The 22,668-nt window shown below is 67.5% G+C and carries 23 protein-coding genes; 9 read left to right on the top strand and 14 right to left on the bottom strand.

Annotated elements, in window-relative coordinates; translation table 11 throughout:
- Window positions 1-127 precede the first annotated feature (127 nt).
- From R1H25_RS15950 to ahpC, 5 genes are all read right to left on the bottom strand, one after another.
- The gene (locus R1H25_RS15950) at window positions 128-1,084 is read right to left on the bottom strand and encodes a transaldolase (protein WP_208044170.1); all 957 of its coding nucleotides are present in this window, start codon (window positions 1,082-1,084) and stop codon (window positions 128-130) included.
- Between the two features lie 50 nt (window positions 1,085-1,134).
- Entirely contained in the window at window positions 1,135-1,539 is a 405-nt protein-coding gene (rnk, locus tag R1H25_RS15945) for a nucleoside diphosphate kinase regulator (RefSeq protein ID WP_057499605.1), read from the bottom strand.
- A 123-nt stretch (window positions 1,540-1,662) separates the two neighbouring features.
- Entirely contained in the window at window positions 1,663-2,625 is a 963-nt protein-coding gene (locus R1H25_RS15940; protein ID WP_049447316.1) for a LysR substrate-binding domain-containing protein, read from the bottom strand.
- 85 nt (window positions 2,626-2,710) lie between these two features.
- The gene (gene ahpF, locus R1H25_RS15935; protein ID WP_088480036.1) at window positions 2,711-4,303 is read right to left on the bottom strand and encodes an alkyl hydroperoxide reductase subunit F; all 1,593 of its coding nucleotides are present in this window, start codon (window positions 4,301-4,303) and stop codon (window positions 2,711-2,713) included.
- A gap of 225 nt (window positions 4,304-4,528) precedes the next feature.
- Window positions 4,529-5,092, bottom strand: a complete 564-nt coding sequence (gene ahpC / locus R1H25_RS15930; RefSeq protein WP_019337037.1) for an alkyl hydroperoxide reductase subunit C — start codon at window positions 5,090-5,092, stop codon at window positions 4,529-4,531.
- Window positions 5,093-5,435: 343 nt separating this feature from the next.
- Between ahpC and prmC the strand changes: the two genes are divergently transcribed.
- Window positions 5,436-6,293: a peptide chain release factor N(5)-glutamine methyltransferase gene (gene prmC, locus R1H25_RS15925; protein ID WP_317224077.1), complete on the top strand. Its 858-nt coding sequence runs from the start codon at window positions 5,436-5,438 to the stop codon at window positions 6,291-6,293.
- A gap of 48 nt (window positions 6,294-6,341) precedes the next feature.
- Window positions 6,342-7,283 carry a prolyl aminopeptidase gene (gene pip / locus R1H25_RS15920; RefSeq protein WP_014646006.1) on the top strand — a complete coding sequence of 314 codons (942 nt, stop codon included), beginning with the start codon at window positions 6,342-6,344 and terminating at the stop codon, window positions 7,281-7,283.
- A gap of 60 nt (window positions 7,284-7,343) precedes the next feature.
- Here pip and R1H25_RS15915 read toward each other — a convergent pair whose 3' ends face one another.
- The gene (locus R1H25_RS15915; protein WP_317224079.1) at window positions 7,344-8,228 is read right to left on the bottom strand and encodes a LysR family transcriptional regulator; all 885 of its coding nucleotides are present in this window, start codon (window positions 8,226-8,228) and stop codon (window positions 7,344-7,346) included.
- 104 nt (window positions 8,229-8,332) lie between these two features.
- Here R1H25_RS15915 and R1H25_RS15910 point away from each other — a divergent pair, with 104 nt between their 5' ends.
- A complete protein-coding gene (locus tag R1H25_RS15910) occupies window positions 8,333-9,751 on the top strand; it encodes an MFS transporter (RefSeq protein ID WP_317224076.1) in 1,419 nt (472 codons plus the stop codon).
- A gap of 136 nt (window positions 9,752-9,887) precedes the next feature.
- Here the strand turns inward: R1H25_RS15910 and R1H25_RS15905 are convergent, their stop codons facing one another.
- The 4 genes from R1H25_RS15905 to R1H25_RS15890 are packed head-to-tail and all read right to left on the bottom strand — an operon-like array spanning window position 9,888 to window position 12,748.
- The gene (locus R1H25_RS15905) at window positions 9,888-10,685 is read right to left on the bottom strand and encodes an N-formylglutamate amidohydrolase (RefSeq protein WP_317224075.1); all 798 of its coding nucleotides are present in this window, start codon (window positions 10,683-10,685) and stop codon (window positions 9,888-9,890) included.
- A complete protein-coding gene (locus R1H25_RS15900) occupies window positions 10,678-11,232 on the bottom strand; it encodes an NUDIX hydrolase (protein ID WP_010481791.1) in 555 nt (184 codons plus the stop codon). The genes R1H25_RS15905 and R1H25_RS15900 overlap by 8 nt, the downstream gene beginning before the upstream one ends.
- Entirely contained in the window at window positions 11,229-12,155 is a 927-nt protein-coding gene (locus R1H25_RS15895) for a 5'-3' exonuclease H3TH domain-containing protein (protein ID WP_373695570.1), read from the bottom strand. Before R1H25_RS15895 ends, R1H25_RS15900 begins: the two co-directional genes overlap by 4 nt.
- Before the next feature lie 14 nt (window positions 12,156-12,169).
- Window positions 12,170-12,748: a nitroreductase gene (locus R1H25_RS15890; protein ID WP_317224074.1), complete on the bottom strand. Its 579-nt coding sequence runs from the start codon at window positions 12,746-12,748 to the stop codon at window positions 12,170-12,172.
- 331 nt (window positions 12,749-13,079) lie between these two features.
- On the opposite strand from R1H25_RS15890, the gene R1H25_RS15885 reads away from it, so the two are divergent.
- Complete coding sequence (locus R1H25_RS15885) at window positions 13,080-15,401, top strand: DUF1631 domain-containing protein (RefSeq protein ID WP_317224073.1); 2,322 nt, start codon at window positions 13,080-13,082, stop codon at window positions 15,399-15,401.
- A gap of 52 nt (window positions 15,402-15,453) precedes the next feature.
- Complete coding sequence (locus tag R1H25_RS15880) at window positions 15,454-16,533, top strand: NAD(P) transhydrogenase subunit alpha (protein WP_317224072.1); 1,080 nt, start codon at window positions 15,454-15,456, stop codon at window positions 16,531-16,533.
- A gap of 100 nt (window positions 16,534-16,633) precedes the next feature.
- Here the strand turns inward: R1H25_RS15880 and R1H25_RS15875 are convergent, their stop codons facing one another.
- Genes R1H25_RS15875 through R1H25_RS15865 form a run of 3 tightly spaced genes read right to left on the bottom strand, consistent with a single transcriptional unit; the run spans window position 16,634 to window position 18,006 of the window.
- Window positions 16,634-17,095 (bottom strand): DUF3106 domain-containing protein, encoded by a 462-nt coding sequence (locus tag R1H25_RS15875; RefSeq protein WP_317224071.1) that lies wholly within the window; start codon window positions 17,093-17,095, stop codon window positions 16,634-16,636.
- A 3-nt stretch (window positions 17,096-17,098) separates the two neighbouring features.
- Window positions 17,099-17,425 carry a hypothetical protein gene (locus R1H25_RS15870; protein WP_049447330.1) on the bottom strand — a complete coding sequence of 109 codons (327 nt, stop codon included), beginning with the start codon at window positions 17,423-17,425 and terminating at the stop codon, window positions 17,099-17,101.
- Entirely contained in the window at window positions 17,422-18,006 is a 585-nt protein-coding gene (locus R1H25_RS15865; protein ID WP_317224070.1) for an RNA polymerase sigma factor, read from the bottom strand. The genes R1H25_RS15870 and R1H25_RS15865 overlap by 4 nt, the downstream gene beginning before the upstream one ends.
- Before the next feature lie 98 nt (window positions 18,007-18,104).
- On the opposite strand from R1H25_RS15865, the gene R1H25_RS15860 reads away from it, so the two are divergent.
- Window positions 18,105-18,425, top strand: a complete 321-nt coding sequence (locus tag R1H25_RS15860) for an NAD(P) transhydrogenase subunit alpha (RefSeq protein ID WP_005408173.1) — start codon at window positions 18,105-18,107, stop codon at window positions 18,423-18,425.
- Complete coding sequence (locus R1H25_RS15855) at window positions 18,422-19,882, top strand: NAD(P)(+) transhydrogenase (Re/Si-specific) subunit beta (protein ID WP_317224069.1); 1,461 nt, start codon at window positions 18,422-18,424, stop codon at window positions 19,880-19,882. Before R1H25_RS15860 ends, R1H25_RS15855 begins: the two co-directional genes overlap by 4 nt.
- A gap of 305 nt (window positions 19,883-20,187) precedes the next feature.
- On the opposite strand, the gene R1H25_RS15850 is transcribed toward R1H25_RS15855, so the two are convergent.
- Entirely contained in the window at window positions 20,188-20,607 is a 420-nt protein-coding gene (locus R1H25_RS15850; RefSeq protein ID WP_317224068.1) for a hypothetical protein, read from the bottom strand.
- Between the two features lie 122 nt (window positions 20,608-20,729).
- Between R1H25_RS15850 and sufT the strand changes: the two genes are divergently transcribed.
- Both sufT and R1H25_RS15840 read left to right on the top strand, forming a co-directional pair.
- Window positions 20,730-21,281, top strand: a complete 552-nt coding sequence (gene sufT / locus R1H25_RS15845; protein ID WP_024957743.1) for a putative Fe-S cluster assembly protein SufT — start codon at window positions 20,730-20,732, stop codon at window positions 21,279-21,281.
- 59 nt (window positions 21,282-21,340) lie between these two features.
- Entirely contained in the window at window positions 21,341-22,435 is a 1,095-nt protein-coding gene (locus tag R1H25_RS15840) for a branched-chain amino acid aminotransferase (protein WP_317224067.1), read from the top strand.
- Window positions 22,436-22,668: the final 233 nt, after the last annotated feature.

Below are 22,668 nucleotides of genomic sequence, written 5' to 3'. Positions count from 1 at the left end.
GATTCACGGCGTCTCCCGCGAACCCAACCCGCCCGACCCAGCGCGGCTTTTGCTTTAGCAGTCAGTCGAGCAAGCTCGACTCTACAAATCGATCCGCCACGACGGGCTCAGCCGTTGGCCGAAATCCTCACAGTTCCGAACGAATGCGCTCGCGCAGCGCCTGCAGATCCTTGGCAAACGCATCGATACCGGTCGCCAGCTTCTCGGTCGCCATCGGGTCGGCCGCCAGATCCGCCGCGAACTTCGCCGCATCGATCGGCGTCACCGCCACGCCATCGGCCACACCGGCCACCAGCTTGCGCGGCAGTTCGCCGTGGTCGGCGTCCAGCTTCTCCAGCAGGTCCGGCGAAATCGTCAGGCGGTCGCAACCGGCCAGCGCTTCGATCTGCGCGGTCGAACGGAACGAGGCGCCCATCACCACCGTCGGCGAACCGCGACGCTTGAATTCGGCATACACGCCACGCACGAACTTCACGCCCGGGTCTTCGTCGATGCTGGCCGGGGCCTGGCCGTTGGCCACGTACCAGTCCAGGATGCGGCCGACGAACGGCGAGATCAGGAACGCGCCGGCTTCGCTGCAGGCCAGCGCCTGGGTCGGGTTGAAGATCAGGGTCAGGTTGCAGTCGATGCCTTCGGCCTGCAGGATGCGCGCGGCTTCCACGCCTTCCCAGGTCGCGGCGATCTTGATCAGGATCTTCTCGCGCGGCACGCCGGCATCGGCGTACATCTGGATGAACTGGCGGGCCTTGGCCACGGTGGCAGCGGTGTCGTGGGCCTGGTCGGCATCCACTTCGGTGGACACGCGGCCGGGCACCAGCGTGCTCAGCAGCGCGCCGACGCCGATGGTCAGGCGGTCGGCCACGGCGTGCACCACGGCTTCGCGGTCGCCACCCTGCTGGCGGCCCCAGGCCAGTTCGCGTTCGATCAGCTCGGCGTAGACCGGCAGGTCCAGCGCCTTCTTCACCAGGGTCGGGTTGGTGGTGCAATCCACCGGCTGCAGGCGCTTGATCGCGTCGTAGTCACCGGTATCGGCAACGACCACGGACAGTTCGCGCAGCTGGGACAGTTTGGACGGGGTACTCATTACGGCTCCTGGTGCAGGGGGATCGAATCGCGCGCGGTGCGCAGCGGTAATCAGGGGCGGTCGTTGTGGACCGCGGTCACGCGCAGGCGCAGCTTGCGGCCGCCAGGCGCGTTCCAGTCGATGCTCTGGCCGATGGCCAGGCCCAGCAGGGCGGTGCCGACCGGGGCCAGTACGGAGACCTTGCCTTCATCGACGTTGGCTTCGCGGGGGAAGACCAGGGTCAGGACGTGCTTTTCGCCCGACACTTCATCTTCGCACTCCACGCGCGAATGCATCATGACGATGCCTTCGGGAATCTGGTCCGCTGCCAGCACGGTGGCACGGTTGAGTTCTTCAGCAAGCGCGAGCGCGGCAGGCGTCTGGCTCAGCGCAGGGGATTCGAGCATGGCGTCCAGGCGGTCCATGTCGAAGGTAGAAACGGTGATCGACGGCGGCAGGCCGCTGGCGGTGTTCATGGTGAAGCTCCTTGGTTGAAAGCCATGCAAAAGGCGGCACCTGCTGGCGCCGCCTGTCTGTATTGTGGGGACAAATGCGGCCGGAATCGACTCCTGCCGATTCCAGGCCGGTGCTGCGGGGGTTCAGCCGTTCAGCGCGGGGCCGGGCAGGGCGGCCGTGTCGTCGGCGGCGTTGACCGCCTCCAGGGTGAACAGTGTCTGCGGCAGGCGCTTGAACTGGTCGGCCAGCTCCATCAGGAAATCGTTCATGGCCGAGCTGCGGCGCCAGATCATGGCGATGCGGCGGCTGGGACGGCCCTCGCCGGTGAAGTCGAGCAGGCGGATGTTGTTCGAACGCGGCACCGGCGGCTGCACCGACAGGCTCGGCAGCAGGGTGATGCCGACGTCGGCGGCGACCATCTGCCGCAGGGTTTCCAGGCTGGTGGCGCGGAACTCGGATTTCTCGTTGGCACCGAACAGGCGGCAGACTTCCAGTGCCTGGTCGCGCAGGCAATGCCCGTCTTCCAGCAGCAGCAGCTTCTGCGTGGCCAGCTCCTGCACGTCCAGGTGTTCGCGACGGGCCAGCGGGTGGCGTCCGGAAACAGCCAGCAGGAACGGTTCCTCGAACAGGAACTCGGCATGCAGCTGGTCGTCGATCACCGGCAGTGCCAGCAGTGCTGCGTCGAGCTTGCCTTCGCGCAGGCGGTCCAGCAGCACATCGCTCTTTTCCTCGACCAGCAGCAGTTCCAGCTCCGGGAAGCGATCGCGGATGCGCGGGATCACATGCGGCAGCAGGTACGGGCCCAGGGTCGGGAAGATCCCCAGGCGCACCGTACCGGCTTCCGGATCGCGGCTGCGTCGCGCCGCTTCCTTCAGCTGTTCCACTTCGGACACGATCACCCGCGCCCGTGCCGCCGCTTCCTGGCCGGCCGGGGTCAGCATCACCTTGCGCGGTGCGCGTTCCACCAGCGGCAGGCCCAGCTCTTCCTCCAGCTTGCGGATCTGCGTGGACAGCGTGGGCTGGCTGACGAAGCAGGAGGCGGCAGCCCGGCCGAAATGCTTGTGGTCGGCCAGGGCTACCAGGTACTTCAGATCACGTAGGTTCATCCTTACACCCCATGGGTAACGGACCGGCTGACGGCGTGGTTACCCGACAGGCAGACAATGCTCCCGGTGATCTGGGAACGGTGGATCAGGCAGCTTCAGCAACGGCACCGCTGCTGTTGCTTACCGACGAGCGGATCAGGTGGTCGAACGCGCTCAGTGCGGCGGTCGAACCGGCGCCCATGGCGATGATGATCTGCTTGTAGGGTACCGTCGTGCAATCGCCAGCAGCGAACACGCCCGGCAGGTTGGTCTGGCCGCGGTCGTCGATGACGATCTCGCCACGCGGCGACAGCGCCACGGTGTCCTTCAGCCACTCGGTGTTGGGCAGCAGGCCGATCTGCACGAAGATGCCTTCCAGCTCGACGCGGTGGGCGTCGCCGCCGACGCGGTCCTTGTAGACCAGGCCGGTGACACGGCTGCCGTCGCCCAGCACTTCGGTGGTCTGCGCGCTTGTCAACACGGTGACGTTGGCCAAGCTGCGCAGCTTCTTCTGCAGCACTTCATCGGCGCGCAGGCTGGAATCGAACTCCAGCAGGGTTACATGCGACACGATGCCGGCCAGATCGATGGCCGCTTCCACGCCGGAGTTGCCGCCGCCGATCACCGCCACGCGCTTGCCCTTGAACAGCGGACCATCGCAATGCGGGCAGTAGGCCACGCCCTTGTTGCGGTACTGGTCTTCGCCCGGCACGTTCATCTGCCGCCAGCGCGCGCCGGTGGACAGGATCACCGAACGCGACTTCAGCACCGCGCCGTTCTCCAGCTGCACCTGCACCAGGCCGTCTTCACCGGCCGGCACCAGCGCACTGGCGCGCTGCAGGTTCATGATGTCCACCTCGTACTCGCGCACGTGCTGTTCCAACGCCGTGGCCAGCTTCGGGCCTTCGGTCTCCTTCACCGAAATGAAGTTCTCGATCGCCATGGTGTCCAGCACCTGGCCACCAAAACGCTCGGCGGCGATGCCGGTGCGGATGCCCTTGCGTGCGGCGTAGATCGCCGCTGCTGCGCCGGCCGGGCCACCGCCCACCACCAGCACGTCGAAGGCGTCCTTGGCGGCGATCTTCTCGGCATCGCGCTTGCTGGCATTGGTATCCAGTTTGGCCACGATCTGTTCGAGGGTCATGCGGCCCTGGTCGAAGACTTCACCGTTGAGGTACACGGTCGGCACCGACATGATCTCGCGCTTCTCGACTTCGTCCTGGAACAGGGCACCGTCGATGGCCACGTGCTGGATGCGCGGGTTGAGCACCGCGGCCAGGTTCAGCGCCTGCACCACATCCGGGCAATTCTGGCAGGACAGCGAGAAGTAGGTTTCGAACGTGTACTCGCCTTCCAGGTTCTGCACCTGCTCGATCAGCTCGGCGGTGGCCTTGGACGGATGACCGCCCACCTGCAGCAGCGCCAGCACCAGCGAGGTGAACTCATGGCCCATCGGCAGGCCGGCGAAGGTCAGATGGATGTCCTGGCCCGGGGTGCCCAGGTCGAAGGACGGCACGCGGCCCTGGCCATCGCGCAGGACCTGCAGCGTGATCTTGTCCGACAGGCTTTCCAGGGTCTGCAGCAGGTCCAGCATTTCCTGCGACTTGGCGCCGTCGTCGGCGTGCGCGGTGATCTGGATCGGGCGGGTCACGCGCTCCAGATAGGTCTTCAGCTGCGACTGCAGGTTGGCGTCCAACATCGGGTCATCTCCTGGCTTCAGGCAAACAGGGGGCGTGGCACCGCTGTAGAAGGTAGCGGACCAGCAGGGGGTAGGGGTGAACCCAAGACAGCGACCGTGGAAGGGGCTGGCTGGCCAAGGCGGGCGAGCGTTGGCTGTCTTGGGTTCACCCCCACGCCGGCGGGGGGACCGGCACGGGGATGAAAGGCGCGCCGTGGCGTGGGGCCACGGCAGGCCGGTACTGCGTTAGATCTTGCCGACCAGGTCCAGCGACGGGGTCAGGGTCTTCTCGCCTTCCTTCCACTTGGCCGGGCAGACCTGGTTCGGGTTGGCGGCGGTGAACTGGGCAGCCTTCAGCTTGCGCAGGGTCTCGGCGACGTCACGGGCGATCTCGTTGGAGTGGATCTCCAGGGTCTTGATCACGCCTTCCGGGTTGATGATGAAGGTGCCGCGCAGGGCCAGGCCTTCTTCTTCAATGTGCACACCGAAGGCACGGGTCAGCTTGTGGGTCGGGTCGCCGACCAGCGGGAACTGGGCCTTGCCGACGGCCGGCGAGGTTTCGTGCCACACCTTGTGCGAGAAGTGGGTATCGGTGGTGACGATGTAGACCTCGGCGCCGGCCTTCTTGAACTCGGCGTAATGGTCAGCCGCGTCTTCGATCTCGGTCGGGCAGTTGAAGGTGAAGGCAGCCGGCATGAAGATCAGGACGGACCACTGGCCCTTCAGGCTGGCGTCGGAAACCTTGATGAACTCGCCATTGTGGTAAGCGTTGGCTTCGAACGGCTGGATCTGGGTATTGATCAGGGACATCGTTTTTCCTCTGGTGAAGGGGAGTGGGTGAATCGACAGGAGCTAGGTTACCGATTCGCTCGCGATAAGAACAATCCATTGATTGCATCTATTTGATAGATGGAGTCTATCGTAATGCCATGAGCCGGCACTGAACCTCGCGGTGTCCATCCTGCAACTCTTTGTGTGACAAGGAAAATCTTGCGGGGCCACTGAATGGGGCCGATAGCCCCTCCTTATTCCGTTCGCCAGAACCTGAACGGATCTCGGCTTTTGTAGCGTCGAGCTTGCTCGACGGCTTTTCCGGACCCGCCCGTCATCTCAATCAAAAGCAGTCGAGCAAGCTCGAATCTACAATTGCGGAATGTCTTCCCAAACCGAACCCTCCCTGCGCCAGGTGGTGGCCGATGCCAGCGCCCGCCTGGGCGGCAGCGACGCCCGCCACGAGGCGGAACTGCTGCTGCTGCACGTACTGGACCGCCCGCGCAGTTGGTTGTTCGCGCACGCCACCGATCCGCTGGCCGCCAATGACCAGGCCGCCTTCGAGGCGTTGCTGGCCCGTCGCGTGGCCGGTGAGCCGGTGGCCTACCTGACCGGCCGCCGCGGATTCTGGACGCTGGACCTGGAAGTCGACCCGGCCACGCTGATCCCGCGTCCGGAAACCGAGCTGCTGGTCGAACTGGCGCTGGAGCGAGTGCCGCCGGGCCGCGCGCTGCAGCTGGCCGACCTGGGCACCGGCAGCGGTGCGATCGCCCTGGCACTGGCCAGCGAACGGCCGCAGGCGCAGGTGCTGGCCACCGATGCCAGCCCGGGCGCGTTGGCGGTGGCTGCCCGCAACGCGGCCCGCCATGAGCTGCGCAACGTCCGCTTCGCCGAGGGCGGGCACGACTGGTATGCGCCGCTGCAGGGCGCGCGCTTCGATCTGATCGCCAGCAACCCACCCTATATCGCCAGCGACGATCCGCATCTGGAACAGGGCGACCTGCGTTTTGAACCGGCTACTGCGCTGGCCTCCGGCGTTGATGGCCTGGATGACATCCGCCGCATCATCGGCGGCGGTCAGGCCCACCTGCTGCCCGGCGGCTGGCTGCTGATCGAGCACGGTTGGGACCAGGGCGAGGCGATCCGCGCGCTGTTCGACGCAGCGGGTTTTGCCGAGGTGCAGACCGTGCAGGATCTGGAGCAGCGCGACCGCATCACCCAGGGCCGGCGTCCGGCCTAGAATGGAGGTTCTCCTGCCCCGGCAGGGCATCACCCTGGAGCTGCAAGCATGCGTACGCTGTACCCCGCCATCACCCCCTACGACGTCGGCACCCTGAAGGTCGACGACCGCCACACGCTGTACTTCGAACAGTGCGGCAATCCGGACGGCAAGCCGGTGGTGATGCTGCACGGTGGCCCGGGCGGCGGCTGCAGCGACAAGATGCGCCAGTTCCACGACCCGTCCAAGTACCGCATCATCCTGTTCGACCAGCGCGGTGCTGGGCGTTCCACCCCGCACGCCGACCTGGTGGACAACACGACCTGGGACCTCGTTGCCGATATCGAGAAGCTGCGCGAGCACCTGAAGGTCGATCGCTGGCAGGTGTTCGGCGGCAGCTGGGGTTCGACCCTGGCGCTGGCCTACGCCGAAACCCACCCGCAGCGCGTGACCGAACTGGTCCTGCGCGGCATCTTCATGCTGCGTCGCTGGGAGCTGGAATGGTTCTACCAGGAAGGCGCCAACCGCCTGTTCCCGGACGCGTGGGAGCATTACCTGAAGCCGATTCCGTCGGTGGAGCGTCATGACCTGATCTCCGCCTTCCACCGCCGCCTGACCAGCGACGACGAAACCACCCGCCTGGAAGCGGCCAAGGCGTGGGCGGTGTGGGAAGGTGCGACCAGCTTCCTGCATGTCGATGACGACTTCATCAACAGCCACGAAGACCCGCATTTCGCTTTGGCGTTCGCGCGCATCGAGAACCACTACTTCGTCAACGGCGGCTTCTTCGAAGTGGAAGACCAGCTGCTGCGCGACGCGCACCGCATCGCCGACATTCCCGGCGTGATCGTGCACGGCCGCTACGACGTGGTCTGCCCGCTGGCCAATGCCTGGGACCTCACCAAGGTGTGGCCGAAGGCAAAGCTGGAAATCACCCCGGCTTCAGGCCATTCGGCGTTCGAAGCCGAGAACGTGGACGCGCTGGTGCGTGCCACCGATAGCTTCGCCTGATCGGTAGTGCCGGCCGCTGGCCGGCAACGCCTTACCGGTAGCGCCGGCCAGCGGCCAGCGCTACCAATCCCCAGCCAGCAACGCGTCGGCCAGCACCTGCAGCTTCGGCGAATGCTGGCGCGACGGTGGGTAGATCAACGACAGTTCGCGGCTGCGGCCTTCAAACGGCTGTAGAACGCGCTGCAGGCGGCCGTCAGCCAACGCATCGGCCACCGCGAAATCCATCACCTGCACGATGCCGATGCCGGCGATGGCCGCTTCGACCAGTGGATCGCCGCTGTCGAACACCATCCGCGTCGGTGGCGTGAACTCCCGCAGTTGCCCGTCCTGCAGGAACTGCCAGTCCACCAGCCGGCCACTGCGCAGGTTGCGCACCGCCAGGCACGCGTGATCCTGCAGCGCGGCCACATTGTCCGGTGCGCTACAGCGGCCCAGATAGCCCGGGCTGGCCACCGTCACCCAGCGCAGCGGCCGCAATGGCCGCGCGACGATGCGCTGGTCGGCGATGACGCCGGTGCGCAGCGCGGCATCGAAACCTTCCTCGACCAGATCGACCAGACGGTCGCTGAGCACGGCTTCCACCTGCAGTTGCGGATGCCGTTCCAGCAACGGCGCCAGCATTGGCACCAGCACCTTGCGCCCGAACATCGACGGCGCGCTGATCTTCAACGTGCCCGAGGGCGTGCACGGGCGGTCGGCCAGTTGCCGCTCGGCATCGTCCAGGCCGGCCAGCAGTGGTGCCACCTGCTCCACGAACTGGCGGCCATCCGGGGTCAGCGCCACGTTGCGGGTGTTCCGCTGCAGCAGCTTCACCCCCAGCGATACTTCCAGCCGCCCGATCGCGCGGGACAGGCCGGACTGGCTCAGGCCCAGCTGGCCGGCAGCCACGGTGAAACTGCGCGCTTCGGCCACCTGCACCAGCATGCGCACCGCATTGAGGTCCATCGAGGCTGCATTCATGCGGAAAATCATGACAGAAATGGCGGGTAGGGGGTTTATTGATTCGGTCGCATCAATGAGACTGCGCTCCCCACTGATCCAGACCGCCGATGCCTCCCCTCAAATACCCGCGCTGGGCGCTGACCCTGCTGGCCACCGCTCAGCTGATCATCGCCCTGGACGCCACCATCATCTTCGTCGCCCTGCACGACATGGGGCGCGCGCTGCAGATCAATGCGCAGCAGCTGCAATGGGTGGTCAGTGCCTACACCGTCGCCTTCGGCGGCAGCCTGCTGCTGGGTGGCCGCGCCGCCGACCTGATCGGCCGCCGCCGCTTCTACCGGCTGGGCATGCTGCTGTTCGCACTGGCGTCGCTGCTCGGTGCGCTGGCGCCGAATGCCACCCTGCTGATCGTCGCGCGTGCCGCACAGGGCGTCGGTGCGGCGCTGCTGTTCCCGGCCACGCTGGCGCTGATCAACACGCTGTACGCCGAAGGCCCGGTGCGCAACCGCGCGCTGGCGATCTGGAGCATGGCCAGCGCGGTCGGCCTGGCGCTGGGCACGCTGCTCGGGGGCGTACTGACCCAGGCGTTCGGCTGGCCGGCGGTGCTGGCGGTGATCGTGCCGCTGGCCACCGCCTGCGCAGTAGCCGCCGGTACATGGCTGCCGGCCGATGGTCCCCGGGTGCGCGGCCGCTCCTTCGATCTGGCCGGTTGCGTCACTGTCACGGCCGGTGGCAGCCTGCTGGTCACTACCCTGGTGCAAGGGCCGGAGTGGGGCTGGACGGCGCCGGCCACGCTGATCTGCCTGCTGCTTTCAGTCGTACTGTTGACGGTGTTCGTACAGATCGAAAAGCGCAGCCGTGACCCGCTGATGCAGTTTTCGCTGTTGCGCCTGCCCGGCCTGCGCGCGGCACTTGGCCTGACCTTCGCCTTCATGAGCAGCTATGGCGTGCAGTACTACTTCCTGGCGCTCTACTTCCAGGATGGCTATGGCTGGAGCCCGCTGCAGGCCGGCATGGCCTTCCTGCTGCCGACATTGGTGTGCACCTTCGGCATCCGTATTGCCGAACGCATGCTGCGGCGCCGTTCGCCACGGCAGGTGCTGGCCTGGGGCTTCGCTGCGGGTGCCATCGGCATCGCTGCGGTGGCGCTGGCGATGCCGCATGGCGCCGGTTACTGGCCGCTGCTGCCGGGCATCGTGGTGCTCAGCGTCGGCCAGGGCATGAGCTGGACGGCGATGTGGATCGTGGCCGGGCAGGGCGTGCCGGGGCCGCAGCAGGGTGTCGCGTCCGGCATGGCGGCCACCGCACAGCAGATCGGCGGCGCGTTGGGACTGGCGGTGCTGGTGATGGTGGCCAACGCCGCGCGCGGCACGCAGGCAGCAACCAGTGCCGACGCCCTGCAGGGCATGGTCAATGCACAGTACGGCGCCGCGATGTTCGCCGCGCTCGGCGTGGTGATCGCGCTGGGCCTGCGCCCGGCGCCGGTCGAATCGGCCGCCGCCGTCTGCCCGGTCAGCGAGGCATGATTGAAGGCGCTGCCGTGGGGGGATGTGCCATGCCTGCGGTAGTGCCGGCCGCTGGCCGGCAAACACATTGATCCAACTACCCTGAGGTTGCCGGCCAGCGGCCGGCACTACCGATCCGGACTGGATCCACGCGCGTTCAACCGAACGCCAGCAACTGCGGCTGCAATGCGCTGAAGATCCGCGCCAGCCGCTCCGCCCACGCCTGCTGCCCAGCCACATCGGCAATCAGGTCCTGGCGGATCTCCAGTTCCACATGCACCAGCCCGCGGCCTTCGCCATGCACCGGCACCGCGTAGTCGCTGGTGCTGCTGACCGAATACGGTTCGTTGTCACCCACCGTCAGATCGCCTTCCTCGCGCAGTGCCTGCAGCAAGGCATGCGCGAAGCGCGTGTCCTGGTGGTACAGCACGCCGGCATGCCACGGTCGCTGCGTGCCGTTCATCGCCGGGGTGAAGCTGTGCATCATCACCAACAGGGTGGGGCGGCCGGCACCTCCGCGCGCATCCAGTTCTGCGTCGATGCGCGCGTGGTAGGGCGCGTGGATCGCATCGATGCGCTGCTGGCGATGTGCCGCCGACAACCCGGCATTGCCCGGCACCACGGTGTGGTCACTCACTTCCGGAATCAGCGTCGGCGAGGCCAGCGGACGGTTGCAGTCGATCAGCAGCCGCGAATAGGTCTGTTCGATCGCCCAGGCATCCAGCCGCTCGGCCAGTGCCCGGGTGGTGCCGGCAATGCCGATGTCCCAACCGATATGGCGGTCCAGCTCCGCCTGGGCCAGGCCAAGGCCCGCCAATGCACGCGGCACCTGCTGGCCGGCGTGGTCGGCCAGCAGCAGGTACGGCGACGCGCCCTGCGCCCGGTGGATCGCGTAGATTGCCGGATCATCGGCGCCCAGCAGCGCCGGCAGTGCATGCAGGTCGGCGTCAGCCACGCGGGCGTCCGTCCAGGTGATGCTCGATCATCCACAGCCCGGCCCAGAGCTTGGCGTCCAGCTCGTAGCCTTCGCCCATCTTCTGCACCAGCCAGGCCGCAGCCTCACTGCGCGGAATCTCATGCACGGTGATGTCCTCGCTGTCATCGCCGCCACCTTCGCCGATCCGGCGCAGGCCGGTAGCTCGCACGAAGGCGATTTTTTCGCTGCTGGCGCCGGAGGAGGTGGGGCCAATCATCAGCACTTCGGCGTGATCGGCGGTCCAGCCGGTTTCTTCTTCCAGCTCGCGCACCGCCGAGACTTCGATCGATTCGCCGGCGTGGATGTCGCCGACCAGGCCGGCCGGCATCTCGATGGTGGGTGCCTGCAGCGGCACGCGGAACTGCTCGACGAACAGCACCTTGTCCTCCGGGGTGACGGCAATGATGATCGCCGCCAGGCCACCGGCATGGGTACGTTCGCTGTATTCCCAGGTGCCGCGCACCAGCATGCGCTGGTACTTGCCTTCATAGACGACACGCGGGGCTTCGGTGTTGCGCTGGCTCATGCGGGCTCGCTGTGGGTGGGAAGAGGGTCGGCCACGCCAGCGGCTTCGAACAGCCGGCGGCGGGTCATCGGGCCGAAGCGCAGGGTCTGGCACAAGCCACCGAGCAGCTCCGGGTCTGCGGCCTGGCGCAGCAGGCCGGGCTGGCTGCCTTCCAGCGGCGCGTCCAGCGCGATGGTGGTCAGCTGGCGCCAGAGCTTGGCGTGCTCGCGCTGCTCGCGCAGGCGCACCGCCATCTGTGCGGCGCCGCGCAGGCGCAGGAACGGCACTTCGTCCAGGCGTTCGTACAGTGCATCCATGCTGCCGAAATGGGCCAGCAGCACGGCGGCGGACTTGCTGCCGACGCCACTGATGCCGGGGATGTTGTCCACCGCATCGCCGCACAGCGCCAGGTAATCGGCGATCTGGTGCGCGTGTACGCCGTGCCGCGCCTTCACCCCGGTCACGTCCCAGCGCTGGTTGCGTGCGTAGTCCCACTGTTCGTCGTGGTCCAGCAGCAGCTGCGACAGGTCCTTGTCGGCGGAAATGATCAGGCCGCGATGGCTGTGCCGGTGCTGGTGCAGGGCACTGCCGATCAGGTCGTCGGCCTCGTAGTCATGGTGGGCCAATACCACCAGGCCCAGCGCTGCACACAGCGCCTTGCAGTGCACGAACTGGCGCTTCAGCGCTTCCGGCGCCGGGTCGCGGTTGGCCTTGTAGGCCGCGTACAGGCGGTGGCGGAAGCCACTGTCCAACGCCTCGTCGAAGGCGATGGCGATGTGCCGGGGGCGCTCGCGCTCCAGCAGGTCCAGCAGGAAGCGGGCAAATCCGTGTACTGCGTTGGTCGGCCAGCCCTGGCTGTCCTGGAATTCGTCCGGCAGCGAATGCCAGGCGCGGAACACGTAGATGCTGGCATCCACCAGATACAGCGGCGGCGGCAGCGGCATGGCATTCACCACGCTCACTGGCCGGTCCAGTCCTGCAGCAGGGTCGCGACGCTTGGCCGCTCGCGCTCAGGCACCTCCGCCTTGGGTGTCCCGATATGGATGAAGCCGGCGATGCCCTCGCCCTCAGTCAGGCCAAGGTGTGCCTGCACGACTGGATCGAAGGCCATCCATGCGGTCAGCCACTGTGCACCGAAGCCCAGCGCCTGCGCGGCCTGCAGCAGGGCAAAGCAGACGCAGCCGGCGGTCATCAGCTGTTCCTGTTCGGGCACCTTCGGGTCCGGGCGCGGGCTGACCACCACCACGATCACCAGCGGCGCATGGCTGAAACGCTGGCGGTCCTTTTCGAAAACCGCCTCGCCGGCATGTGGGTCGCGCTGGCGGCTGCGCTCGGCCAGGAAGTCGCCCAGAGTGTGACGTGCATCGCCGGCGATCTTCAGGAAGCGGAACGGCACGCGCTTGCCGTGGTCGGGCACGCGCACGGCCGAGGTCAGCATGCGGTGCAGGGTGGCCGCATCCGGTCCGGGCTCGCCCAGTTGCCGCGAGGGCACCGAGCGGCGGGCATCCAGGGCAAGCAGGGCAGCGCGGTCGGGCATGGAGTCTGAACCGGTCATCACGGGTGCTTGATTATAGTCGGGGTGGTCAATGACGCCGTCTGTGTCGCGTCCGGCCCCTGAATAACAAACTGTGATGAACATCATGCCACTGGCGGGAAAGGGACGACCGCTTCCTCTCGCCTCGTGGGCCTCGCACGGCTTACGATATCCATCTTGCCGGGCCGCCGGTCATGAGGTTTGAAGTGAGGACTGTTTCACTGTCCGTGACGGGCTGGCCGGCCTACCATCGACGTACCGGCACATGGGGTGTGCCGGTCGTCGCGATGTCCATGCTGTCTGTCGTACCAGAGAAGGTGGGGAGCCTTCCCGAATGATGAGCGCGCCCACACCGATGGGATCGCCGGGCCGTGACCCGGTCCAGCTTCAGCGTGCCCGGGACATGGTCCTGCCGGCGCTGTGCCAGGCTTTCGGGGCCGCATTGGCGCGTTTCGACGATGCACTGTTCGACCGGGCCGGCAATGCAGGCTCGTCGCAGCTGCTGTTCCTGGATGCGATGCGCGAGCTGCGCCGCCGCCGCGAGGACATCGCCGCCGCTTTCGCCGGCCACCTGCAGCGGGCCTGGGATGCACTGGCCGGTGGCGAGCCGCTGTCGGCCGAAACCACCCTGTCCGGGCCGGCCGAGGATGGCCTGAGCCTTTTGGCTGAACATGTACTGGAGTCGCGGCTGGCGGTGCGCAATTTCGCCACCGTGCTGCTGCGCGACTTCAAGCCGGTGCTGGCGCGGCTGGACCGTCGCCTGGGCCGCTTGATCGGCGGCGCCGAGCTGGATGCCGACCACAACCCGGTCAGCCCCGAACACCTGGGCGTGGCCATCCATGAGGCTTTTGCCGGCTGTGAGCTGGCGCCGGAAGTGCACCTGGTGCTGATCAAACTGTGCGAGCGCGACCTGCGCGCGCCGGTGGGCCGCATCTACGAGAAGCTGGACGAGCAGTTGGCCGCCGCTGGCGTGATGTCGCAGATGGGGGCGCCGCGGCGTCCGTTGTCGACCGCGCCCGACCCGCGCATGGCGCCGGGGGTGGACGATCTGGTCGAGCCGCGCCACGCGGCGGGCTTCGAATCCGAATTCGGTGATGATGAACAGGCCGCGCCGGCCTGGGCGCAACGTTTCGCCGCGCGCTGGTCCGAGCGCCGTGGCCACATGCAGCAGCATCTCGGGGGCGAGGACGCCGGCAATGGCGAGGCGTATGCCGGCCAGCAGGGCATGTTGCTGGAGGCCCTGCACGAGCTGCTGCAGCAGACCCGCCACGTTCGCGAGGACGCCACCTCGGCCGCGCAGGTCGCGGTCGGCCAGCACCGCCCGTTGAGCCAGCGCGAGATGATGTCGGTGCTGTCGCTGCTGCAGGCCACGCCCAGTGCGACGCTGCGTGCGGCCATCGGCGAGGATGGCGAATCGCTGGCGCAGCGGTTGAAGAGTGAAGTGCTGTCCAGCGCCACCCGCCTCGGCGTCGATCCCGGCCAGACCCGCCTGGACCCACAGGACGAGGACGCGATCGATCTGGTCGGCATGCTGTTCGACGTGATGCTGGACGAGCGCGAGCTGGAAGGTCGCTCGCGCGAGCTGATCGGCCGCCTGGTGGTGCCGTTCGTCAAGGTCGCCATGCTCGACCGCCGTATGTTCGTGCAGAAGACCCACCCGGCCCGCAAGCTGCTCAACTCGCTGGCCGAAGCCTGCGAGGGCAATACCGGCGAAAGCCAGGCCGAGCGCATGCTGATGGCCAAGGTCGAGGAGATCATCGAACGCCTGGTGGCCGAGTTCAACGAGAATCTGGCGATCTTCCTGACGCTGGAAGAAGAATTCCGCGAGTTCCTCGTACAGCATCGCCGCCGCGTGGAAATCGCCGAGCGTCGCGCCGCCGAAACGCAGCGCGGCCAGGAAAAGCTGGAAATGGCCCGCAGCCGTGCCGGTGCCGAACTGGACCGCCGCATCGGCGATGCCACCCTGCCGCCGGCCATTGCCGAGTTCCTGCGCCAGCCGTGGCAGCACCACCTGACCCTGGCGCTGTTGCGCGAGGGCGAGGAGGGCGCGTCGGTGGCCGAGGCACTGAGCCTGGCTGACGGCCTGCTGGAGGAAGTGGCCGAGGCCCGCCGCCAGATCGTCGGCAAACCGTGGCTGCAGGCCTGGCAGCCGGTGCTGGCCAAGGTGTTCGCCAGCGTGGGTGTGCATGGTGATGCCGCCACCGGCGCCATCGATGCCCTGCATGACACCCTGCAGGGCATTGCCGAATCGCGGCCGGAACTGCAGCGCGCGCTGCCGGAGCTGCCGCAGGTCGCCTTGCCGGCGCCGCCGGTGGCTGAATCGCCAGCGGTCGAGTTGGGCGGGCAGATCGACGCCGACGACTTCGACAACGCCGACGCCGACCGCTTCCGCCGCATGGAAATCGGCAACTGGCTGGACTTCGTCGACAAGGACGGCAAGGTGCAGGCCGGCAAGCTGTCCTGGGTCAGCCCGATTTCCTCGCGCCTGCTGTTCGTCAATCGTCGTGGCGTGCGCTTCTGCGTGGCCTCGCCGGAAGAACTGGCGGTGATGGTGCGGCTGGGCCGCCTGCGCGCCCACGTCGACGATGGCGCCTTCGACAGCGCGATGCAGGGTGTGATCGATCGGCTGGACCCGGGCAGCGCAACACTGCACTGAGCCGTGGCCGCCTGCTAGGATCGGGAAAACTCACCGATCAGCGGGGACCTGCATGGCCGTGGCGTTGCTGGGGATCAAGGAGACCGCGCCGGGCGAACGGCGCGTGGCGTTGACGCCGGAAACCGCGCGCAAGCTCGGTGCCCTCGGCATTACCGTCTGGTACGAGGCCGGCGCCGGCTTGGCGGCAGGCTTCACCGATGCGGCCTATGACGATGCCGGCGCACGTGTGTTCGACGCGGGCCGTTGGGGCGAGATCGACATCCTGCTGTGCGTGCAGGCGCCGCCGGCGTCGGTCCTGGAACAGCTCAAGCCCGCTGCCAGCGTGGTCGGCCTGCTGGCCCCGGCCAGTGATCCGGCGCTTGCGGCATTGGCCGCTGGCGACCGCCTGCAGCTGTTCCCGCTGCAGCAGCTGCCGCGCACCACCCGCGCGCAGGCGATGGATGTGCTCAGTTCGCAGGCGGGCATGGCCGGCTACAAGGCCGCGCTGATCGCAGCCGAGCGGGCGCCGCGTTTCTTCCCGATGCTGACCACCGCTGCCGGTACCGTGCGGCCGGCCAAGGTGCTGGTGATCGGCGCCGGTGTGGCCGGGCTGCAGGCCATTGCCACCGCGCGCCGGTTGGGTGCACAGGTGGAAGGTTTCGACGTGCGCCCGGAAACCCGCGAGCAGATCCAGTCACTGGGTGCGCGCTTCCTCGATCTTGGCGTGAGTGCGGCCGGTGAAGGCGGCTATGCGCGTGCGTTGACCGATGAGGAACGTGCCGAGCAGCAGCGCCGGCTGGCTGACCACCTGCGCAGCGTGGATGTGGTGATCTGTACTGCAGCGGTGCCGGGGCGACCGGCGCCGACGATCGTGACTGCCGCGATGGTGGAGGGCATGGCCACCGGCAGCGTGATCGTGGACCTGGCGGCGGAGAGCGGCGGCAACTGCGCACTGACCCAGCCGGGGCAGTGCATCGAACATCAGGGTGTGACCATCGATGGCCCGCTGGGCCTGGCCAGCCGCGGCGCGACCCAGGCCAGCGAGATGTATGCGCGCAACCTGCTCAACTTCGTCGCGCTGTTCGTGCGCGAAGGGCAGCTCGGTTTCGACTGGGAAGACGAGTTGCTGGCCAAGACGCGCTGGCAGGCGTGACCTGACCCGCATGCTGTAGAGCCGAGCCCATGCTCGGCTTGCGCAGACGCGATGAAGCAGCCGAGCGTGGGCTCGGCTCTACAGAGGATTGAATCTGGTCTTACCGCGGCTTCGCCGGCGGCGGGTTCTCGCGCACCCAGTCCTTGCGCTGCTCCGGCGTCATCTGCGACCAGCGCTCGCGCAGTGCGTCGCGCTGCGCGGGCGGCAGATCCCGCATCTGGCCGAACAGGGCCCGGGCCTGCTCACGCTGTTCCGGGCTCATGTGCTCGAAGCGGCGCAGGCCACGTCGGGCCTTGTCGCGTTCCTCAGGGCTCATCGACTGCCAGCGCTGGCCATGGGAGAGCATGCGCTGGCGCTGGCCGGCATCGGCGCTGTTCCAGCGGTCGCGCAGCGGCGCCAGCAGGGATTCCCGCTGTGCTTCACTCAGCTGTTCCCAGGCCGGCAGCGGTCCGGCCGGCGCGGGGCGCGCGGCAGGGGCGGGCGCGGCGCTCTGCGCCAGTGCCGGGAGGGCCGGCAGCAGCAACAGGGTCATCAGCAGGGGCAGGGCGTGCAGTCGGGACATCATTCACTCCATCGCCAGGTCGGTATCGCCCAGCCACAGGTACAGATCGGGATTTTCGTCGTAGAGCGCGCTGTTGTCTTCCACCGAGGCAAGCACAGGTGCCGGCGCAGGGCCCGTCAGCGTGCCATGGCCAGTGAACTGCAGGCCGATGCCCAGCGCCACCACCAGCGAACAGGCACTGGCCAGCCACCAGCGCCAGCGCCCGCGATGGGTGGCCGTGGCGCCGTGGCGAGCCTGCCGCAGCCGGGCCAGCGTTGCCGGCGACAGCGCGCGCAGCGACTGCGCGTGCAGGCCGCGCAGGGAGTCATCGGAAGGCAGGGAGCGGTTCACGGGTGGATCTCCAGGTAATCCTGCAGCGCCTGGCGGGCGCGTGCCAGATGGGTTTTTACCGCGCCTTCGCTGCAGCCCATGGCGCGGGCGGTGGTGGCCCCGTCCAGATCCTGCAGCACGCGCAGGGTGAACGCCTCGCGCTGGCGGGCGGGCAGGCGGCGCAACGCGTCCACCAGCTGCTGGTACTGCTGGCGCTGTTCATGCGCCTGTGCCGGGTCCGGGCCGGGGTCGGCCCAGTCGATCCCGCCGCCGTCCGCGTCCTGGTTGTCGCGCCAGAACGGCAGGCGGAAGCGGCGCCGGCGCTGCACGTCGATCACGCGCCGGCGCAGGATGCTCCAGAACAGCGGCGCCCATTCGGCGGCCGGCTTGTCGGCGTAGTCCAGCATGCGCAACAGCGCGTCCTGCACCGCGTCCATGGCGTCTTCGCGCTGGCGCAACCCGGCCTCGGCGAAGCGGAACGCACGCGGGCCGACGCTGGCCAGGAACGCCTCCAGCGATGCCGGCAGGGCATCGGTCTCGGCGCTCGGGGGGACGGGGCTGCTCACCAGCACAGGGTACGGTTCCTCGCTTGGGGTCACCATCGACAACGCGTGAGCGCGGCTTCGGTTGACGCCGGGCGCGCACCGGGTTCAGCCCATGGTTATGATGGGACGACGAAGACAGAGCAGGAGCGTTGCCAGTGAGTGACGGGTTCGTAGCGCTGTACATCTTCATGCTGGCGGCCATCGCCGGCCACGTGATCATTTCGCGGGTGCCGGTGATCCTTCATACCCCGCTGATGTCGGGCTCCAACTTCATCCACGGCATCGTGCTGATCGGCGCGATGGTGGTGCTGGGGCACGCGCAGACACCGCTGGAGAAAGCCCTGGGTTTCCTCGCCGTGGTGCTCGGTGCCGGCAACGCCGCCGGTGGCTACGTGGTCACCGCGCGCATGCTGGAAATGTTCAAGCCGAGTGCGCCCAAGGGCGGCAAGGATGAGCCGAAGGAGCCGCAGGCTTGAACATCAGCACCGTCGAACTGCTCGATTGGCTGGTCAAGGCCAGCTACCTCGTCGCCGCCACGCTGTTCCTGCTGGGCCTGCAGCGCATGGCCTCGCCGCTGACCGCGCGCAGCGGCATCCGCTGGGCCGGGCTGGGCATGCTGCTGGCCACGGTGGCGACGTTCTTCCTTCCCGAACTGCACAACGTGCCGCTGATCCTGGTGGCGCTGCTGCTGGGCGCGGGCCTGGCCTGGTGGTCGGCCGGGAAGGTTGCCATCACCGACATGCCGCAGATGGTGGCGCTGTACAACGGCATGGGCGGTGGCTCGGCGGCGGCCATCGGCGCGGTGGAACTGCTGCGCTACGCCTTCCTCGCCAACCGCGATACCAGCCACTGGAGTGCACAGGCACTGGCCGACCTGGCCGGGCGCCAGCCATCGGGCATGGTGCTGCTGCTGGCGGTGGTCGGCGCGGCGATCGGTGCGGTGTCGCTGTCCGGTTCGGTGATCGCCTGGGCCAAGCTGGACGGGCGCCTGGACAAGCGCGTGACCTGGCCCGGCCAGCAGGTGATGAACCTGCTGGTGGCACTGGCGGTGGTGGTGCTGGCGATCATCGCGGCCAGCACCCTCAATACCTGGGCGATCGTCGCGTTCTTCGTGCTGGCGCTGGCGCTGGGCGTGCTGATGACGTTGCCGATCGGTGGCGCCGACATGCCGGTGGTGATCTCGCTGTACAACGCGTTCACCGGCCTGGCGGTGTCGTTCGAAGGCTACGTGCTGGGCAACGAGGCATTGATCATCGCCGGCATGATGGTCGGCGCGGCCGGCATCCTGCTGACCCGGCTGATGGCCAAGGCGATGAACCGGCCGATCCGCAACGTGCTGTTCTCCAACTTCGGCGGCGGTGCCGGGGGCGAAGCGCAGGCGATCACCGGTGCGCAGAAGCCGATTGAAGCGTCGGACGTTGCGGCGATGATGGCCTACGCCGAACGCGTGGTGATCGTGCCGGGATACGGCATGGCCGTGGCGCAGGCCCAGCACAAGATCTGGGAGCTGGCACAGCGGCTGGGCCAGCGCGGGGTGAAGGTGAAGTTCGCCATCCATCCGGTGGCCGGGCGCATGCCCGGGCACATGAACGTGCTGCTGGCCGAAGCGGGCGTGCCGTACGATCTGATCGCCGACATGGACGACATCAACCCGGAGTTCGCCAACACCGACGTGGTGCTGGTGATCGGTGCCAACGACGTGGTCAATCCGGTGGCACGCACCGACCCGGCCAGCCCGATCTACGGCATGCCGGTGCTGGACGTGGTCAACGCGCGCAACGTGGTGGTGATCAAGCGCGGCAAGGGCACCGGTTTTGCCGGCATCGAGAATGCGCTGTTCTATGCCGACAACACGCGCATGCTGTACGGCGATGGTGCGGAAGCGGCAGCCTCGCTGGTGAGCGAACTGAAAGCGCTCGACGGCGGGCATTGAGATCCGGCTGCATCCGGTGGGTGCGGACCTTGGTCCGCACGCTTTTTCCCGGCCAGCGGCCGGAACGACCCCTTCCACGCGTGGCGTGGATCTACGGCGGGCATTAGGCCGCGGCTGGATCTGGTAGGTGCGGACCTTGGTCCGCACGCTCTTGCCGGCCAGCGGCCGGCACTACCGAATCCACGCATGGCGTGGATCTACGGCGGGCATTAGGCTGCGGCTGGATCTGGTAGGTGCGGACCTTGATCCGCACGCTCTGCCGGCCAGCGGCCGGCACTACCGAATCCACGCGTGGATCTACGCGGTCAGCGCGCCAGCCAGGCGCCTACGACCACGGCGAAGGCCAGCCACAGCCATTCCACCGCGCCGTTGGCCAGGGTAATCAGGGTCCAGGCCAGGTGCGGACCCATCCGCATCGTGGCGTCCCACAGGTCCAGCCCGATCGAACCGCCCATCCAGGCGCTGGCGATGGTCCAGTTGGCCACGGCGGCCACCAGCAGGGTGCCCAGCACGACCAGAGCGATGCGCAGCCGGCCCGGGCCCAGCGTACCCATGCGCAGCATGAACACCAGTTCCAGGGCGGTCAGTACCGCCATCCAGCCGACCTGCCGGCCGGTCATCAGCGCCAGCACCGTCCAGGCGAGGGGAGCAACAAACAGGCCCAGCAACAGCATGATGGGCCAGAGCCAGGTCACGGTCCTGGCACGCGCGGCATTGAAGGACATCGAAGCTCCCTGAAGATCACCCACAGGATACTGTGGTTTGCCGCAGTGCACCGGCGGCAGCAGGGCGGCTGGGCTAGAATGCCGTCTTGCGTGGCCGCGGCCACGGCCCCATATCGGTCCCCATGTATTCCCGTAGCAGCGAACCTGTCCACTTCGAACGCGATTGCGAGGCCGTGATGGTCCCGCAGGGCGATACCGTGACCCTGCCCGCCGGCAGCTATGGGTACATCACCCAGGCGCTGGGCGGCAGTTATTCGGTGTTTGTCGAGGGCAACCTGTTCCGCATCGCCGGCAAAGACGGCGACGCCATCGGCAAGGAGGCGCCGGCACCGCTGGAACTGCCGGCCGATGCCACCGATGAACAGGTGGAACAGCTGGTATGGCAGCAGCTGCGCACCTGCTTCGATCCGGAAATTCCGGTGAACATCGTCGAACTGGGCCTGGTCTATGAAGTCGAGATCAAGCACCTGGACGAAGGCAAGCGCGAGATCGACGTGAAGATGACCCTGACCGCACCCGGCTGCGGCATGGGCGACATCCTCGTCGACGACGTGCGCAGCAAGCTCGAAATGATCCCGACGGTGGCCGAGGCCGACGTCGACCTGGTGTTCGACCCGCCGTGGAACCAGCACATGATGTCCGAGGCGGCCCGGCTCGAGACCGGCATGCTTTGACCCACGGCCCGCAGTGACGCGGGCCCGGCATTACCCGCAACCAGAACAGGAAATCTCCGGTGTCCCAGTCCATTCCCAGCTTCGCCGTCACCCGTTCGGACCACCCGCGCAGCGCTGAAGAGCGCGCCCAGATCCTGGAGAAGCCGGGCTTCGGCCTGCACTTCACCGACCACATGGTGGAAGTGCGCTGGGACAAGGACACCGGCTGGCACAACGCCAATGTGCGTGCCTACGGCCCGCTGCAGCTGGACCCGGCCGCAGCAGTCCTGCACTACGGCCAGGAAATCTTCGAAGGCATCAAGGCCTACCGCCACGCCGACGGTTCGATCTGGACCTTCCGCCCCGACGCCAACGGCCGTCGCCTGCAGCGTTCGGCGCAGCGCCTGGCGCTGCCGGAACTGCCGGTGGAGATCTTCGTCGAATCGCTGAAGCAACTGATTGCCGTCGACAGCGCCTGGGTGCCGTCGGCCGATGAGTCGAGCCTGTACTTCCGTCCGTTCATGATCGGCGACGAAGCCTTCCTCGGCGTGCGTGGCGCGCACAAGGCCGGCTACTACGTCATCGCCAGCCCGGCCGGCCCGTACTTCGCCAAGGGTGTCGCTCCGGTGTCGATCTGGCTGTCGACGGAGTACGCGCGTGCGGCCAAGGGCGGCACCGGTGCCGCCAAGTGCGGTGGCAACTACGCCGCCTCGCTGCTGCCGCAGCAGAAGGCACAGGCACAGGGCTGCTCGCAGGTGCTGTTCCTCGACCCGGTCGAGGGCAAGTACCTGGAAGAACTGGGTGGCATGAATGTGTTCCTGGTCTACAAGGACGGCACGCTGGTCACCCCGGAACTGTCCGGCAGCATCCTCGAGGGCATCACCCGCGAGAGCATCCTGCAGCTGGCGCGCGACCGTGGCATGAAGGTCGAAGAGCGCAAGGTCAGCATCGACGAGTGGAAGGACGGCGTGGCCTCCGGTGCGATCAGCGAAGTGTTTGCCTGTGGCACCGCCGCGGTGGTCACCCCGATCGGCCAGCTGAAGGGCGAGGGCTTCTCGGTCGGCGACATCAACGCGCCGGCCGGCGAAGTGACCATGTCGCTGCGCAAGGAACTGACCGACATCCAGTACGGCCGCCTGCCGGACCGCCACCACTGGCTGGTCAAGCTGGGCTGAGGATCGCCCACGCTGAACTGTAGAGCCGAGCCGACGCTCGGCTGCTCTTCTGGAAAGCCCGTCCCCGTGACGGGCTTTCTGCGTTCTGGTCAGGCCGCCGGGCATGACCCGGCGCTACCGGACGGTCCGTGCGCGCCGACGGAGGACGCCGATGTCGGCAAAGTCATTCCAGGACACGTGACGACCCAGTCAGGTCTGTGCAGGGCACGAGAAAGTTCCTTCACCTTCACAAA

It is taken from the genome of Stenotrophomonas veracruzanensis, assembly GCF_032911525.1.
In the GTDB taxonomy this organism is placed as follows: domain Bacteria; phylum Pseudomonadota; class Gammaproteobacteria; order Xanthomonadales; family Xanthomonadaceae; genus Stenotrophomonas; species Stenotrophomonas africana.
Note: the sequence above shows the minus strand (reverse complement) of the source record. Positions and strands in the feature narration are given on the sequence as shown.

Coding starts and splice junctions, on each gene's coding strand:
- R1H25_RS15885 (WP_317224073.1), top strand. CDS start 13,080: ATGATGAGCGCGCCCACACCGATGGGATCGCCGGGCCGTGACCCGGTC.
- pip (WP_014646006.1), top strand. CDS start 6,342: ATGCGTACGCTGTACCCCGCCATCACCCCCTACGACGTCGGCACCCTG.
- R1H25_RS15850 (WP_317224068.1), bottom strand. CDS start 20,607: ATGTCCTTCAATGCCGCGCGTGCCAGGACCGTGACCTGGCTCTGGCCC.
- sufT (WP_024957743.1), top strand. CDS start 20,730: ATGTATTCCCGTAGCAGCGAACCTGTCCACTTCGAACGCGATTGCGAG.
- R1H25_RS15915 (WP_317224079.1), bottom strand. CDS start 8,228: ATGGACCTCAATGCGGTGCGCATGCTGGTGCAGGTGGCCGAAGCGCGC.
- prmC (WP_317224077.1), top strand. CDS start 5,436: ATGTCTTCCCAAACCGAACCCTCCCTGCGCCAGGTGGTGGCCGATGCC.
- R1H25_RS15910 (WP_317224076.1), top strand. CDS start 8,333: ATGCCTCCCCTCAAATACCCGCGCTGGGCGCTGACCCTGCTGGCCACC.
- R1H25_RS15950 (WP_208044170.1), bottom strand. CDS start 1,084: ATGAGTACCCCGTCCAAACTGTCCCAGCTGCGCGAACTGTCCGTGGTC.
- R1H25_RS15940 (WP_049447316.1), bottom strand. CDS start 2,625: ATGAACCTACGTGATCTGAAGTACCTGGTAGCCCTGGCCGACCACAAG.
- ahpF (WP_088480036.1), bottom strand. CDS start 4,303: ATGTTGGACGCCAACCTGCAGTCGCAGCTGAAGACCTATCTGGAGCGC.
- R1H25_RS15880 (WP_317224072.1), top strand. CDS start 15,454: ATGGCCGTGGCGTTGCTGGGGATCAAGGAGACCGCGCCGGGCGAACGG.
- R1H25_RS15890 (WP_317224074.1), bottom strand. CDS start 12,748: ATGCCCGACCGCGCTGCCCTGCTTGCCCTGGATGCCCGCCGCTCGGTG.
- ahpC (WP_019337037.1), bottom strand. CDS start 5,092: ATGTCCCTGATCAATACCCAGATCCAGCCGTTCGAAGCCAACGCTTAC.
- R1H25_RS15865 (WP_317224070.1), bottom strand. CDS start 18,006: ATGGTGACCCCAAGCGAGGAACCGTACCCTGTGCTGGTGAGCAGCCCC.
- R1H25_RS15895 (WP_373695570.1), bottom strand. CDS start 12,155: ATGCCGCTGCCGCCGCCGCTGTATCTGGTGGATGCCAGCATCTACGTG.
- R1H25_RS15875 (WP_317224071.1), bottom strand. CDS start 17,095: ATGTCCCGACTGCACGCCCTGCCCCTGCTGATGACCCTGTTGCTGCTG.
- R1H25_RS15900 (WP_010481791.1), bottom strand. CDS start 11,232: ATGAGCCAGCGCAACACCGAAGCCCCGCGTGTCGTCTATGAAGGCAAG.
- rnk (WP_057499605.1), bottom strand. CDS start 1,539: ATGAACACCGCCAGCGGCCTGCCGCCGTCGATCACCGTTTCTACCTTC.